The 14,027-nt window shown below is 69.7% G+C and carries 12 protein-coding genes and 1 pseudogene; 5 read left to right on the top strand and 8 right to left on the bottom strand.

Annotation, left to right across the window (positions count from 1 at the left end; genetic code table 11):
- Window positions 1-7 precede the first annotated feature (7 nt).
- From ACIBVN_RS10360 to ACIBVN_RS10340, 5 genes are all read right to left on the bottom strand, one after another.
- Complete coding sequence (locus ACIBVN_RS10360) at window positions 8-625, bottom strand: hypothetical protein (RefSeq protein WP_397134764.1); 618 nt, start codon at window positions 623-625, stop codon at window positions 8-10.
- A complete protein-coding gene (locus ACIBVN_RS10355; protein ID WP_397134762.1) occupies window positions 622-1,710 on the bottom strand; it encodes a hypothetical protein in 1,089 nt (362 codons plus the stop codon). The genes ACIBVN_RS10360 and ACIBVN_RS10355 overlap by 4 nt, the downstream gene beginning before the upstream one ends.
- A gap of 113 nt (window positions 1,711-1,823) precedes the next feature.
- Window positions 1,824-2,597 carry a sporulation protein gene (locus ACIBVN_RS10350; RefSeq protein ID WP_397134760.1) on the bottom strand — a complete coding sequence of 258 codons (774 nt, stop codon included), beginning with the start codon at window positions 2,595-2,597 and terminating at the stop codon, window positions 1,824-1,826.
- Between the two features lie 9 nt (window positions 2,598-2,606).
- A complete protein-coding gene (locus ACIBVN_RS10345) occupies window positions 2,607-3,848 on the bottom strand; it encodes an SPFH domain-containing protein (protein ID WP_397134758.1) in 1,242 nt (413 codons plus the stop codon).
- Between the two features lies 1 nt (window position 3,849).
- Entirely contained in the window at window positions 3,850-5,454 is a 1,605-nt protein-coding gene (locus tag ACIBVN_RS10340) for an SPFH domain-containing protein (protein ID WP_397134756.1), read from the bottom strand.
- Window positions 5,455-5,952: 498 nt separating this feature from the next.
- On the opposite strand from ACIBVN_RS10340, the gene ACIBVN_RS10335 reads away from it, so the two are divergent.
- The 3 genes and pseudogenes from ACIBVN_RS10335 (at window position 5,953) to uvrB (ending at window position 9,876) form a co-directional block, all read left to right on the top strand.
- Complete coding sequence (locus tag ACIBVN_RS10335) at window positions 5,953-7,569, top strand: IS200/IS605 family accessory protein TnpB-related protein (protein WP_397134754.1); 1,617 nt, start codon at window positions 5,953-5,955, stop codon at window positions 7,567-7,569.
- Window positions 7,470-7,698: pseudogene (locus tag ACIBVN_RS10330) on the top strand (transcriptional regulator). The gene ACIBVN_RS10335 and the pseudogene ACIBVN_RS10330 overlap by 100 nt, the downstream one beginning before the upstream one ends.
- Before the next feature lie 69 nt (window positions 7,699-7,767).
- Window positions 7,768-9,876: an excinuclease ABC subunit UvrB gene (gene uvrB / locus ACIBVN_RS10325; protein WP_397134752.1), complete on the top strand. Its 2,109-nt coding sequence runs from the start codon at window positions 7,768-7,770 to the stop codon at window positions 9,874-9,876.
- Between the two features lie 285 nt (window positions 9,877-10,161).
- Here uvrB and ACIBVN_RS10320 read toward each other — a convergent pair whose 3' ends face one another.
- The 3 genes from ACIBVN_RS10320 to ACIBVN_RS10310 all read right to left on the bottom strand — a co-directional run bounded on the left by ACIBVN_RS10320 (window position 10,162) and on the right by ACIBVN_RS10310 (window position 12,344).
- The gene (locus tag ACIBVN_RS10320; protein ID WP_397134750.1) at window positions 10,162-11,037 is read right to left on the bottom strand and encodes a serine protein kinase RIO; all 876 of its coding nucleotides are present in this window, start codon (window positions 11,035-11,037) and stop codon (window positions 10,162-10,164) included.
- Window positions 11,038-11,441: 404 nt separating this feature from the next.
- Window positions 11,442-11,717 (bottom strand): hypothetical protein, encoded by a 276-nt coding sequence (locus ACIBVN_RS10315; protein ID WP_397134748.1) that lies wholly within the window; start codon window positions 11,715-11,717, stop codon window positions 11,442-11,444.
- 21 nt (window positions 11,718-11,738) lie between these two features.
- Window positions 11,739-12,344: a hypothetical protein gene (locus tag ACIBVN_RS10310; RefSeq protein ID WP_397134746.1), complete on the bottom strand. Its 606-nt coding sequence runs from the start codon at window positions 12,342-12,344 to the stop codon at window positions 11,739-11,741.
- A gap of 121 nt (window positions 12,345-12,465) precedes the next feature.
- On the opposite strand from ACIBVN_RS10310, the gene ACIBVN_RS10305 reads away from it, so the two are divergent.
- A complete protein-coding gene (locus tag ACIBVN_RS10305) occupies window positions 12,466-13,230 on the top strand; it encodes a glucose 1-dehydrogenase (protein WP_397134744.1) in 765 nt (254 codons plus the stop codon).
- Window positions 13,231-14,025: an alpha/beta fold hydrolase gene (locus ACIBVN_RS10300; protein ID WP_397134742.1), complete on the top strand. Its 795-nt coding sequence runs from the start codon at window positions 13,231-13,233 to the stop codon at window positions 14,023-14,025. It abuts the gene before it with no gap.
- Window positions 14,026-14,027 lie beyond the last annotated feature (2 nt).

Raw genomic sequence — 14,027 nt, 5'->3', positions numbered from 1 at the left:
GTGCCTCTCAGGTCAGGTGGGCCGTGATCAGGCGTACGGCCAGCTCGGTCTCGCGGGCGTCCAGCGGCTGCCTGGCCACGTGGTGCGGCCCGCCGTCCAGCGGGCCGAGCGACAGGTCGCGGCTGCCCGGGCGCCCCCGCCCGAGCGCGATCGTGGCCGCCTCGCCGCCCTCGGGCACGACGCTGCTGTGGAAGCGGCCGGCGGCCAGCGTGTACGTCTCGCCGGGACCGAACACCTCCACCAGTCCCGTGGCCTGCCGCACGGTGCGCCGGGTCGGCGAGATGCGGTCGCCGTCGGCCCCGCTGACCACCTCGAACACCCGGTGCGTGGCGTCCGTCCCGGTGTCGGCGACCACCACGTGCACGTTGCGCACCTGGCCGTAGAGCACGTGGCTCACCAGGTCCCAGCTGTGGCAGTGGATCTGCGAGGTGGTGCTCTCGGCGTGCGCGAGCGAGTCGGACCACAGGTGGATGCATACCCCTTCGCCGCCGTCGCGCTCCAGCGGCAGGCAGACGAATCCGAGCGGGTGGCGCACCGCGGTCAGGTGGCCGGCGGAGAGCGTCTCGAGGGCCCACGACCTGGCCTCACCCCCGAGCACCCGCTGGTGGACGCCGTGATGGCTCATGGCTCTCGCGGGTGAGCGGCCGGGCGCGGCTCACCGTACGGGTCCATGGCGCGTAACGCCTTGCGGGCGATGTCGACGACGTCGCGGCCGTTGTAGGACTTGGGCAGGGGCACCCCGATGCGTTCGAACAGCTCCTGCACCTCCTCGATGGTGGGCTCATCGCTGAGGGGCACCTTCTTGTACATCTCCAGCGGCACCCGCCGCGCCTGCTCGAAGCTGAGCCGCAGCTCGGTGTCGCAGTTTTCGTAGTAGAACGTGCCGGCCAGCGCGGTCATCGCCTTGTTGGGGTCTTCGACCGTCATGATGAGACGGGTGGCCGACAGGTCCCAGCGGAACGTGGTCATCGTCGACGACAGGCCCACCGCGATGTCGAGCAGGCCGTAGCGCTGGCGGTGCCAGAAGGCGGCCAGGATCGTCGCGTACGACTCCTTCCTGGCCCGGTCGGTCGTCCACGTCTCGCCGGTGCCGTCGGGAGCGTCGGACAGCGAGCGGCGGTAATGCGCGTACGTCTCGCACACCTCGAGGTTGGACGGGTCGATCACCTCGACCCTGACCGTGAGGTGGCGCTTGTCCCTGCGGGCGGCCGCGACGCACTCGGGCAGGGTCACCGCGCGCAGGTAGGTGCCGGTGCCGCCCTTGAAGCTCCACCTGGGGGTGTCCTTGCGCGCCTCCGCGTGGGACTGGGCGATCTCGTGCTTGCTGCCCAGCACCCTGACGAGCTGGAGGGAGTCGAGGGCCTTGCGGGTGCTGCCGACCAGCGTCTCGATCTCCTCCATGCGCGCCAGGCGCACGGGCAGCTCGGCCAGCGCGCCCGAGGTGATCGTCTCCTCGACCGGGGCCTGGCGGGCGCGGTCGCGCAGCAGCGCGGTGGCCACCAGCGCCATGATGACCAGCGTGGCGGCGTTGACCAGCTGCGTCTGCACCTCGGTCGGGACGATCTCGTTGGGCAGCACGCCCAGCACGCCGATCACGATCGCGAGCAGGAGGGCGATGGCGCCGTCGGCGTTCTGCGCCGCCCATGGGGCGACCCGCTTCACCGCCGCCACGAACCGTGCCATCGCCTCGCCCCGCCGTCCGACGATCATTGAGTCCCCGACGTCATGGTAACGACAGCGCCATGCGACTGCCAGGGCACGCAAAGGAGCGATCACCTACCCGCCGGCCGCCCCGCCGTCGATCGGCGGGGCGGCGGCCGGGATCAGAACCAGCCGCGGTGGCGGGCCATGGTCTCCAGCCCGCGCTGCAGCGCCGCGTCCGCCGAGTGGGGCGGGTCGTCGTAGCGCACGGTGAAACGGTTGTAGGCGTCGTGGCTCGAGGTCAGGAAGCCGCCCCGCTTGTCGGCCTCCAGGATGACGTCCATCTGCCGCGGCCCGGCGATGAACGTCAGCTCGAGCTCGTTGAAGTGGCGCCGCCACTGCCCGCCCGCGTAGTACTCGATCTCCTGGAAGAACGGCATCGTCGAGCCGTACAGCGTGCCGCGCTCCAGGTCGGCCTTCTTGAACTGGAAGCCCAGCCGGTCGAGCGCGCCGATCACGTGGTCCTGCGCCGGCAGCGGGCTGACGAACAGCGGGTCGAGGTCGCCCTTGTCGAGCGCGCCCGCCAGTGCCAGCTCCGTCTGGACGCCCAGCTTCATGCCGTGCAGCGGATGCCCGGCGATGGCGCTGATCGGCGTCTCCCACGGGATCGCGATCTCGAACGGCTGCTGGTGCTGCCCGCCCGCGGCCAGCTGGAACGTCCCCGCGACCTGCTGGCGCAGGAAGCTGTAGGTCGTCTTGTACTCGCTGTCGCCCGACTCGACCTCGACCACCGCGGTCAGGTTGATGTGGATGCCCTCGACCTTGTAGTCGGAGTTGCCGCCACGGAGGTGGACGACGCCGCGCAGGAGCTCGCCGGGGCGCACGCCGGTGTTGGTCAGCACCGTGTCGACTTCGACGCCCGCGCCGAACGCGGCCATTAACTTGCGGAACACCATGGGGTTCTCCTAAGCGGAAGGTGTGTGGCCGTTCAGCTGGCCGGTACCCGTGCCCGAGATGCGGGGGAGCAACTGGGCGAGGAGGAGGGTGGAGAGTGCGGAGTCCGACTGGCCCTGCTGGGTCCGTACGACCAGCGGCTGGGGGGCGTTCTCCGCGAGCTTGGCGCCCACGTCGAGGCGCCTGCGGGCCAGCTCGTACTGCAGCACGGCCCGGTTGTCCCGGTACGACTCGGCGAGGCGGCGCAGCGCCTTGGCCTCGTTCTCGGCGGCGGTCAGCTCGGCCCGGCCGCGCGCCTCGATCTCCCACGTCACCCGCTGCGCCTCGGTCTCCTGCTCCTCCAGCATGCGCGCCACGTCCTTGCGTGCCTTGTTGTGGGCGGCCTTGACCTCGACGACGCGGGCGTCACGGGTCTTCTTGGAGCGCTCGATCTCCATCAGCAGGGTGTCGATGCGGCGCTTGCGGGTCAGCTCCCACTCGCGCTCGTAGGCCGAGAGCTCCTTGGCCACCTTCTCGCGGGTGGCCAGGTGCTGCTGGTACTGGTCGGGCAGCTGGACGTCGGGGATGTTGGCGCCCGTGATGCGCACGCCGTACCTGCCGAGCTGGCGGTTGAGGGCGTCCTGCATGTCGCCGACGTCGGAGCCGCGCAGGTCGTACGCGCGCTCGGTGTTGACCCGGCGGCTGCGCTGCCTGATGGCGTCCTGCACCGCGCTGGAGAGCACCAGGTCGAAGTTGCCCGCGCCGATCGTGCGGACGAACGCGACCGGGTCCACGATGCGGAACTTGAGGAAGAACTCGATCGACTTCAGCGGCACGCTCTCGGCGGTCGGGCAGGCCACGATCGGCGCCGAGTACGGGATCTCGGTGGAGGTGTCGACGACCGCGTCCACCCGGTCCCACGGCAGCCAGAGGTAGTGGCGGCCCGGCGGGAGGGTGCCGGTGATGGCTCCCCAGCGGCTGCGCACGCCGGTGGTGCCCTCCTCGATCTCGATGATGGCCTTGCGCCACATCGTGACCAGCGCCACGACCAGGAAGAAGAGCGCGGCCAGCGCGGGGATCAGGGTGAGTTCGGTCAGGACGGCCATGCCGGCGAAGTACAGCGCCAGGAACACCAGCGCCATCCACGCGAAGCCGCGCCGGTCCTTGGGGATCACGACAGGCACGAGCTGGCCCTGCTCGCCGCCGCGCAGCAGCTGGCGGATGTCGCCCCAGGAGGCCAGCGATTCCTTGATCTTGGAGAACTCGCGGGTCATGTCAGATCTCCCCCTTGCCGGGCAGCAGGCGTTCGACGGTGCGCTCCAGCTCCTCGTCGGGCTTCGGCGGGGCCTGGGGCTCGGTCACGTCGGCGGCGGCCTTCTTGAGCAGGGCGGCGATCTCGGCCTCACGGCTCTGCACACGCGCGCCGATCTCGTCGAGCCTGGAGCGGATCGCGGCCATGTCCTCGGCGGAGAACAGCGCCGCGTCCTTGCCGCCCACGAGCTGCTGGGCCAGGGCCAGGAAGTCGATGTCGGTCTCCTCGCCCACCTGCACCACCTGCGGCAGCCTGGTGGCGACCGACTCGAGCTTGTTCAGCAGGTCCTGCTGGAAGCGGTAGTCGAGGATCTCGGGCGCCTCCGCGGCCGACAGCGCCCGGATGTCCAGCGCCTGCGCCTCCAGGAGTGCGGCGTTGGCGTTGGCCGTGGACTCGGCCTCGACCAGGCGCTGCCTGGCCTGGGCCGTGGCCTGGTGGCTGGCGCGTTCGAGCGCGGTGTCCATGCGGGCCTGGTAACCGGCGATCTCCGCCTGGATGGCGCTCAGCGTCTCCTGGAGGCCGGCCAGCTCCTTGACCAGGTCGCCCTCGTTCTGCTCCTTGCGCAGCTGGAGCTCGTACTCGTAGGTGTAGGCCTCCTTGGCGACGCGGACCATCTCGGGGGCGGCCAGGTCCATCCGGTATTCCTGGCTGGACGGCTCGGCGTGCGTGATGTTCACGTCGGTGAGCCGTACGGCGGGCAGGAACTGCTGGTTGAGGCTCTCCAGCATGCCCAGCGTGCTCTCGCCCACCAGGTCGTAGATCTCCTCGGCCCGCTGGGCGTAGATGAGGGAACGCGTGACCTCGCTGATGGCGTTCTGGAGCTTGGACTGGAAGCCGCTGACCGAGCCGAGCACGAAGATGAACTCCGCCGGGTTCTCGATCCTGAACTGCAGGAACAGGTCCACGCTCGCCTTGACGCCCTGCTGGGTAGGCGCCTCGCTGATCGGCGCGTTGAACGGGTACTCGCGCGTGGTGTTGACGATGTAGCTGACCCGCTTCCACGGGTTGAACAGCGTCACCCGGCCCGGGTCCGCGATGTGCACCAGCTTGCCGAACTGCGTGATCAGCGCCTTGCAGCCCTCGGGCACCATCACCACGCTGCGCCGCCACCACAGGAACCCGGCCGCCAGGACCAGCACCACCCAGTAGTGGGGACCGAAGAACAGCTCGGTGTTCGGGATGACGTTGCCGAGCGCGCCGATCAGTCCCAGCACCACCAGGATGCCCAGCGGCACGACCACCTTCGCCGTGCTGCCCTTGGGGATCACCACCGGCGAGATGACGTGCATGCCGTTCTCGGCGAAGCTGCGGTTGACGATCTCGCCGGCCTCGTTCAGCGACGCCGACTTGGCCTCGATGAGAGTGCCGACGGACGCGCCGCCGTCACGCGCCGCGGCGAAGTCGTGCGGGTTGAGCGCGAAGCCGCGGGCCTGGCCCGCCAGTTGCCCGGCCTGGTCCACGACCTGGCCCACTGCCTGCCCCATCGCCTGCCGTACGTCACCCCCTTGGGCAACCGCTTGGGCTATGCCCTGCCCCGCTTGGATCATTGCCTCTCTGGGTCGTGACATCGAACCTTCCTTTTCCGCTACAGGCGAATCCGACCGTATCGGGTGTGACTTACTGTTCGCTTGCAATGCCACATCGCGGCACGCATTCGGGGCTGCTGACTCACATGGCCGCTACTGCGGAGATCGGCGGCTCCGTGGCGGCTGGTGGAGACCACGCTCGTGCTGTATGAGGTGACTCTGGTTGCCTACGGATTCGCTGGGCATGCACGTGCGTAAGGGGTCGGCCCTCGTCCGGCAATACCGCTGTCACGTCAGGGCAGCTTGCCGATCATGGCTCAGCCGGGCGGGCTGTATATGAGCTTGCTGGCGCGTATCGCGCATATGTTCTACCAGAAGAGTCAACTCTTGGTATCGTTGCGACCACGCAACGTGAAACCCAGGAAGGTTGCGTGCCAGTCATGCCAGCGTGCCCGTTTGCCCCCCATCCAGCTGTACAGACCGCTCGTGCCGGTGGGGCGGCCACGGACCGTGCCGGCATCGCGCCGGAGGTCCTCCAGCATGACTGAGCTGCGCGCGATCGCCCCTGCATTCGTGGTGCCTGGCCCGTCTGGTGTCGCCGTCCGCGATCGGCTCAAGCACCTCACACCTGAGGATGACGAGGCGTTGCGCCTGGTGGGCGTGCATCTGGGCGCGTTGGCCTCCGCCGACCTGAAAGCCCGGTGCGCCGATGGGCTGGGGCACTGCGCTGCCACGTGGGCGGCGCGTAAGCGTGAGCTGACCGTGCAGTCGTCGGCGCGCTGGGCGGGAGCCGTCACCAAGGCGTCACATGATCAGTGGGCGCAGGCCCGCCGCGGCCAGGCCGACCATATCCGCGGCCTCCAGGCTGCCATCGCCACGATCACGCGCCGGCTGTCGCTGCCCGTTGGAAAGAAGGGCACCGGCAAGGAGCCGGGCGGTTACCGCTCCCGGCTGGAGTGGTTCGCTAAGTCCCGCCGCCTGGGCGTGCTGCGCGACCGGCTGAAGCGTCTGCGGGCCGATCATCGAGCCGGGCGGGTCCGTGTGGTGCGGGGCGGCAAACGACTCGCCCGCGCCCGGCACCAACTGGACGCCACCGGGCTCACCCAGGACGGATGGCGGCAGCGGTGGGAGGCCGCACGCTGGTTCCTGGCCGCCGACGGCGAGTCCGGCAAACGCTACGGCAACGAGACCATCCGCATCACCCCCGACGGCCAAGTGTCGATCAAGCTGCCCGTCCCGCTGGCGCACCTGGCCAACGCGCCACACGGCCGCTACGTGCTGGCCTGCCGGGTGGCCTTCGCCCACCGGGGCGCTGAATGGGCCGATCGGGTCGAGGCCAACCGGGCCGTGGCCTACCGCATCCATCTGGACACCGCGCGCGGACGCTGGTACATCACCGCCTCCTGGCAGACTCCTCCAGTCCCAGCCGTGCCGATGTCCGCCGCGCTCGCGCACGGGGTGATCGGGGTGGACGCCAACGCCGACCACCTGGCCGCCTGGCGCCTCGATGTCCACGGCAACCCGATCGGCAACCCCCGCCGCTTCGCCTACGACCTGTCCGGCACCGCCGAGCACCGTGACGCGCAGGTCCGCCACGCCCTGACCCGGCTGCTGCACTGGGCGCGCACCTGCGGGGTGAAGGCCATCGCCATCGAAGACCTCGACTTTCAGGCGGAAAAGAGCCGCGAGAAGCACGGCCGCCGCAAACGCTTCCGCCAATTGATCTCCGGCATGCCCACCAGCAAGCTGCGCGCCCGGCTCACCTCGATGGCCGACCAGAGCGGGATCGCGATCATCGCCGTCGACCCGGCCTACACCTCCAAGTGGGGCGCCCAGCACTGGCAAAAGCCCCTCACCACCACCAAACGTACGACCACCCGCCACGACGCAGCCGCCGTGGCGATCGGCAGACGCGCCCAAGGGCACCCGATCCGGCGACGGACGGCACCGCCCCCTGCCCACCAGAGCGATGAGCAGGGGCATCGGACCATCCAGGCCGCAACGCAAGCCCACGGGCGTGAGGGACCCCGCCCCCGCATCCCCGGACCACGGACACGATCCGTGCCGCCCGGACACGGCGCGAACGCGGGCGACCAGAACGCTCAACACCGTTCGGAGCATTCGGCCGAGCATGCGCAACTCATGCTCAGTCCTTAGGAACGGTGCACTACCAGACCGTCCCCGAGCCTTTACGTGGCGTTGAAGATTGCCGAATACTCCTAGGTGCCCGTCGAGGTGGTCTTCTCCACGACCCCCTTCCCCCGGATAGGGGAGCGGTCCGCCTGACGAAGCGAGTGTTTCCCGGCCGGTGGGCGGGGTGGCGTTTCTGTCGGTGGAGCGGCCTACAGTGGCAACATGCGACCGGTCACAGATTTGCAGCGGAAGGTGGCGCCGTTCGAGGTCGTCACCGAGATGACTCCCTCTGGCGACCAGCCGACGGCCATCGCCGAGCTGGAGCGCCGCGTCAAGGCCGGGGAGAAGGACAGCGTGCTGCTGGGCGCCACCGGCACCGGCAAGACGGCCAGCATCGCCTGGCTGATCGAGCGGCTGCAGCGGCCCGCGCTGGTCATGCAGCCCAACAAGACGCTCGCCGCGCAGTTCGCCAACGAGCTGCGGGAGATGCTGCCCAACAACGCGGTCGAATATTTCGTTTCTTATTACGATTATTACCAGCCTGAGGCATACGTTCCGCAGAGCGACACATACATCGAGAAGGACTCCTCGATCAACGACGAGGTCGAGCGGCTGCGCCACTCGGCCACCAACTCGCTGCTCACCCGCCGCGACACCATCGTGGTCGCCTCCGTGTCGTGCATCTACGGCCTGGGCACGCCGCAGGAATACGTCGACCGCATGGCCAGGCTGCGCGTCGGCATGGACGTCGACCGCGACCAGCTGCTGCGCCGCCTGGTCGACATGCAGTACACGCGTAACGACCTGGCCTTCACGCGGGGCACGTTCCGGGTGCGGGGCGACACGATCGAGATCATCCCGAAGTACGAAGAGCTGGCCGTGCGCATCGAGATGTTCGGCGACGAGATCGAGAAGCTCTCGACCATGCACCCGCTGACCGGCGAGGTCATCACGGAGGACGAAGAGCTCTACATCTTCCCCGCCTCCCACTACGTCGCGGGCGAGCAGCGCATGGCCGCCGCCGTGGCGGGCATCGAGGCGGAGCTGGCCGAGCGGCTGGAGGAGCTGGAGCGCCAGGGCAAGCTGCTGGAGGCGCAGCGGCTGCGGATGCGCACGACGTACGACATCGAGATGATGCGGCAGATCGGCACCTGCTCCGGCATCGAAAACTACTCGCGCCACATGGACGGGCGCGAGCCCGGCAGCGCGCCCAACACGCTGCTCGACTACTTCCCCGAGGACTTCATCCTGGTCCTCGACGAGTCCCACCAGACCGTGCCGCAGATCGGCGCGATGTACGAAGGCGACGCCTCGCGCAAGCGCACGCTGGTCGAGCACGGGTTCCGGCTGCCGTCGGCGCTCGACAACCGGCCGCTGAAGTGGGAGGAGTTCCTGGAGCGCATCGGCCAGACCGTCTACCTGTCGGCCACGCCGGGGTCCTATGAGCTGGGGCGGGTCAAGGGCGATGTCGTCGAGCAGGTCATCCGCCCGACCGGCCTGGTCGACCCCGAGATCGTCGTCAAGCCGACCAAGGGGCAGATCGACGACCTGGTCCACGAGATCCGCGACCGGGCCGAGCGCGACGAGCGCGTGCTGGTCACGACGCTGACGAAGAAGATGGCCGAAGACCTCACCGACTACCTGCTGGAGCTCGGCATCCGCGTGCGCTACCTGCACAGCGAGGTCGACACGCTGCGCCGCATCGAGCTGCTGCGGGAGCTGCGCACGGGCGAGTTCGACGTGCTCGTCGGCATCAACCTGCTGCGCGAGGGCCTCGACCTGCCCGAGGTGTCGCTGGTGGCCATCCTCGACGCCGACAAGGAGGGCTTCCTGCGCTCGGAGACGTCGCTGATCCAGACCATCGGCCGCGCCGCCCGTAACGTGTCCGGCCAGGTCCACATGTACGCCGACAAGGTCACGCCGTCGATGGAGCGGGCGATCGACGAGACCAACCGGCGGCGGGCCAAGCAGATCGCCTTCAACGAGGCCAACGGCATCGACCCGCAGCCGCTGCGCAAGAAGATCGCCGACATCCTCGACTCGCTGCAGCGTGAGGACGCCGACACCGACCGCCTGCTCGGCGGCGGCCGGCAGCAGTCGCGCGGCAAGGCCCCGGTGCCCGGCTTCGGGGCGCGGCAGGCCGGCCAGCACGCCAAGGCGATCGCGGGCGAGATGCCGCGGGCGCAGATGGAGTCCCTGATCGAGTCGCTGACCGAGCAGATGCACCAGTCGGCGGCCGATCTGCAGTTCGAGGTGGCGGCCCGGTTGCGCGACGAGATCAAGGAGCTCAAGCGCGAGCTGCGCGACATGCGCGAGGCCGGGGTCAAGTGACGCCAGGCGCGTGACGCGCGGAGGCGCCGCTCATTCGCTTGGCTCGTGACTTCGGGGGCGGGCCCCGGCTTCGTGCCGCCGAGCGGCACCCGGCTCGTCGCGTCGCGTGCTCGGCACGTGCGGGACACTGCTCGCCCGCCGGGACGCGAGGGGCGCCGCACCGCTTCGTCCGGACGCATGAGGCGGCGCGCCGCACCGCTTCGTCCGGACGCATGAGGCGCGCCGCCGCCGTCGGACCCGCGGTTGCCCGGCCGGGTGCACGCGGCGGCTTCGGCAGGCTCGCGATCAGGAGGCCAGTCCGGCCTCCTTGCGGAGGAGGGCGGCGAGGGAGTCCGGGTCGGCGTCCGGTACGCCCTTGGCGGCGAACCAGGTGGCGACGTTGTGCGCGTCCCGGTCGAGGAAGGACGGGCCGGTCGGGTGCGCGATCACGTCCACGATCTGCGGCAGGTCGATGATCACCAGCCTGCCGTCGTGGACCAGCAGGTTGTACGGCGACAGGTCGCCATGGGCCAGCCCCTCCCTGGCCAGCGTGAGCATGGCCGTCACGAGCTGCTCCCACAGATCGTCCAGATCGTCGGACACATGCGCCAGCCGCGGCGCCGCGTACCCGTCCTCCGTCCCGATGAACTCCTGCAGGATCTCCGTCCCCACGATCTGCACCGGGTACGGGACGGGGACCCCAAGCTCCCACAGCCGGCACAGCGCCGAGAACTCGGCGACCGCCCACTGGGCGGCGATCACCTGCTTGCCGAACGCCGTGCGGTTGGCCATGGCCCGGTTCATGCGGCTCTCGCGGGTCCTGCGGCCCTCCAGGTAGCCGGAGTCGCGGTGGAAGAGCCGGTGGTCGGAGGAACGGTAGCGCTTGGCGGCCAGCAGGCAGACCCGGTCCGTGCCCGGCACGCCGCGGGAGATCAGGTGGACGTCGGCTTCCTTGCCGGTCTTGAGCACGCCGTACTCGGTGTCGACGGCGGCCAGCTCGGTGACCAGCCAGTCGGGGTACGGCTTGGGCCCCTTCTCGGTCGGTGTGCTCTGGTCCCAGGTGGACCAGCGGTCACCCTCGGGCGGCCCGTCGTCGGTCTCGGGAGTGCTCTCCAGCCATTCGATGTCATCGGCGTCGAGAGCGTGCTTGCCACGGGTACGGTGCTGCGAGTGCTTCGGCACGGTGGGATTGCTCCAGGTGTGAGGCCCACCGGCGCGCCGATCAGATCAGTGGCGGACACCCGGTGGGAAGGTTTGAGGACGCGGAAAACGGCACGCGAACAGTCGTCATCACGGTCTCACTCTCCCTTCGCACAAAGCTCAGCGATCAACGCGCCCGAGTATGCCGGGCCGGGCGAGCGGCTCGCAACCCATTAATGGCGCACGCACAAACGCGGTGCGCGGCCGGCTTGCCACGTGCGGGCATGCGCCGCTGCCCCGAAAGCGGTCACGGGGAGCCCGCCGGAGCCACTACCGCGAATGAGGCGAGGCCTAGCGTGGTGGCCACTCCAGATGGAGGTCGATGTCGACCTCGAATCCGATGTCGGTCCGCAGGCGCTTGCGATGAATCCCGGTGGGGACATAGGTCATGACGGCTTGGTGGTGCGATCCCTTTCCAGCGAGTCCTCTGACGCCACTTCCACCACAAGATGGACGTCTGCTGGACTGACGGAGGTGGTGGCCAGCGTGAACGCAGACCTGTTCACCACGAGGACATCGGCCTCCGGACGCTGGCGTGCGCCCAGCGTCACCGTCATCCCCCGAAGGGCCATCAAGCCCTTGGGCGGGTGGAGATGCCGCTCGAACAGCCGAACGGCGACCATCGTCGTGCCTCCCCTCGACCGGCTCACGTAGTGGATCACTGCTGCCACAGTGAGTAGCCGTCAGGAGAGGTCTTTGCGTTCCTCCATCGAGCGGCGGTAGAGCTCGTCGATCTGGTCCAGCGGGTCGGGCGCGTGGCGGCGGGCCTCGATCTCCAGGTCGGTGCGGGAGTTGAGGTCGGCGATGCCCGTGGCCGTGTGCCGGACCTGGTCGCCCAGGAGGTCGGCGCGGATGCGGGCGCACATGGCCGTCAGCTTGGCCTGGTGCTCCCTGAGCCGGTCGAGTGTGGCGTGGTCGACGTACGGCGACACGCGGCGCTGCTGGGCGTACATGCCGAGCTGCCCGTCGTGGACGTCCGCCTGCGCCGACAGGTCGGCCAAGAGGCGGGGCAGGTCGCCGAGGCCCCAGCCCTGGCTCTGGGCCTGGTCGACGGCCTGGCGGGTCAGGGACACCTCGCGGCGCAGGTCGAGCCGGAGGCGCTCGACCTCGGCGGCGTCGCCCGTGCCCATGGCGTTGACGTGCGTGGTGAGCCGTGTCGTGGCCTGCTTGGCCTTGGACGCCGCCTTCCTGCCCAGCTTGACCAGGAAGTAGATGCCCACGCCTCCCAGCAGCAGGACGAACGCCAGGATCACCAGTAGGACGACGAGCAACTCGCTGATCTCCGTCACCCCCTGTCGGTGTTGATGAATTGAAGGATAGTGCGCCGAGGCGGGTCCGGCGCAGCCTGCTACCAAGCAAGCACTTGATCAGATGGGTGGGGCTGTGCTTCAGTGCTGGCAGGAGGGCGACGTGCTCAGTGGCAAAGTTGTGATCATCACGGGTGGCGCCAGGGGGATGGGGGCGGCCACCGCGCGGCGCTGCGTCGCGGCCGGGGCACAGGTTGTCATTACCGATGTGCTGGTGGAGGAGGGTACGGCCACCGCCAAGGAACTGGGCGCCCGGTTCATGGCCCATGACGTGACGGATCAGGGCCAGTGGACGGGCGTGGTCGCCGACACCGTGGCGGCGTACGGGCGGCTGGACGGGCTGGTGAACAACGCGGGCATCGCCCTCACCCAGACGATCGAGCACCAGTCGCCGGCGGAGTTCGAGCGCGTGCTCCAGGTGAACCTGGTGGGCGTCTTCCTGGGCCTCAAATCGGTGGTCAAGGCCATGCGCGAGTCCGGCGGCGGCGCCGTCGTGAACCTGTCGTCGGTCGCGGGCCTCACGGCCCTCCCCGGTACGGCCGGTTATGGCGCGTCCAAGTGGGGCGTGCGCGGGCTCACCAAGATCGCAGCCCTGGAGTTCGGCAAGGACCGCATCCGGGTCAACTCCGTGCATCCCGGGATGATCGTCACCCCGATGACGCAGCCGCTCGGGGCCGTGTCGGGAGAGGGCACCTTCCCGCTCGCCGCCGCCGGGCGGTGGGGCGAGCCGGAGGAGGTGGCGGAGGCGATCGTGTTCCTGCTGTCGGACGCGGCCTCGTACGTGTCGGGTGCGGAGCTGGCCGTGGACGGCGGGTGGACGGCCGGCGAGGGCGCGCTGATGTCCTGGGCGCAGGGTGGGGGGCGGTAGATGCCGTACGCGGACGTAGGCGGAGATATCCGGCTCTTCTACACCGACGACGGGGACGGGCCGCCACTGCTGCTCGTCCACGGGTGGGGCGCCGACTCCCACCAGTGGTCCTGGCACATCGACGCGCTGGCCGCCGCTCACCGGGTGGTCGCCGTCGACCTGCGCGGGCACGGCTACTCATCCGTCCCCGAGGACGGCAACACCCCGCGCATGATGGCCGAGGACCTGCGGGTTCTCCTGGAGGGCCTCGGCATCCCCCAAGTGATCGCCGTCGGGCACTCGATGGGCGCCCAGGTGGTGTCCATCCTCGCCGTCGAGCACCCCGAACTGGTGCGCGCGCTCGTCGCCGTCGACCCCGGCTACGGCATGACGGACGAGATCGCCCAGAGGTTCCCCAGGATGGTCGCGGGCCTGCGCGGTGAGCACGCCCACGCCGTCGCCGAGCGGATCGACGAGTGGTGCACGAACGCCGGCACGCCCCCGGTACTCAGGCGCTGGCACAAGCGCAGGCTGTACGGCATGCCGCCGCACGTGCTGGCCCAGGCGTTCGAGGCCATGTTCACGGCCCGTGACGCCATCGGCCTGCGCCCGGCCAGCGACGGCTACCTGGTGCGCAGGCAGTGCCCTGTGCTGTCGATCTGGTCGGACCAGGAACGGGCGAGCTGGGAGTCGGGCCTGCTCAAGGACCCCGCGTCCAAGGTCGTGTGCTGGGAGGGCGCCAGCCACCGGCTGCACGAGGAGCGCCCGGAGGAGTTCGTCGGCCTGGTGGAGGAGTGGCTGCGCGCTCAGATCTGACC

The sequence above is a fragment of the Nonomuraea sp. NPDC049400 genome, assembly GCF_044466425.1.
GTDB lineage: Bacteria > Actinomycetota > Actinomycetes > Streptosporangiales > Streptosporangiaceae > Nonomuraea.
This window is presented reverse-complemented; position numbering and strand designations above follow the sequence as displayed.

Coding starts and splice junctions, on each gene's coding strand:
- ACIBVN_RS10360 (WP_397134764.1), bottom strand. CDS start 625: ATGAGCCATCACGGCGTCCACCAGCGGGTGCTCGGGGGTGAGGCCAGG.
- ACIBVN_RS10355 (WP_397134762.1), bottom strand. CDS start 1,710: ATGATCGTCGGACGGCGGGGCGAGGCGATGGCACGGTTCGTGGCGGCG.
- ACIBVN_RS10350 (WP_397134760.1), bottom strand. CDS start 2,597: ATGGTGTTCCGCAAGTTAATGGCCGCGTTCGGCGCGGGCGTCGAAGTC.
- ACIBVN_RS10345 (WP_397134758.1), bottom strand. CDS start 3,848: ATGACCCGCGAGTTCTCCAAGATCAAGGAATCGCTGGCCTCCTGGGGC.
- ACIBVN_RS10340 (WP_397134756.1), bottom strand. CDS start 5,454: ATGTCACGACCCAGAGAGGCAATGATCCAAGCGGGGCAGGGCATAGCC.
- ACIBVN_RS10335 (WP_397134754.1), top strand. CDS start 5,953: ATGACTGAGCTGCGCGCGATCGCCCCTGCATTCGTGGTGCCTGGCCCG.
- uvrB (WP_397134752.1), top strand. CDS start 7,768: ATGCGACCGGTCACAGATTTGCAGCGGAAGGTGGCGCCGTTCGAGGTC.
- ACIBVN_RS10300 (WP_397134742.1), top strand. CDS start 13,231: ATGCCGTACGCGGACGTAGGCGGAGATATCCGGCTCTTCTACACCGAC.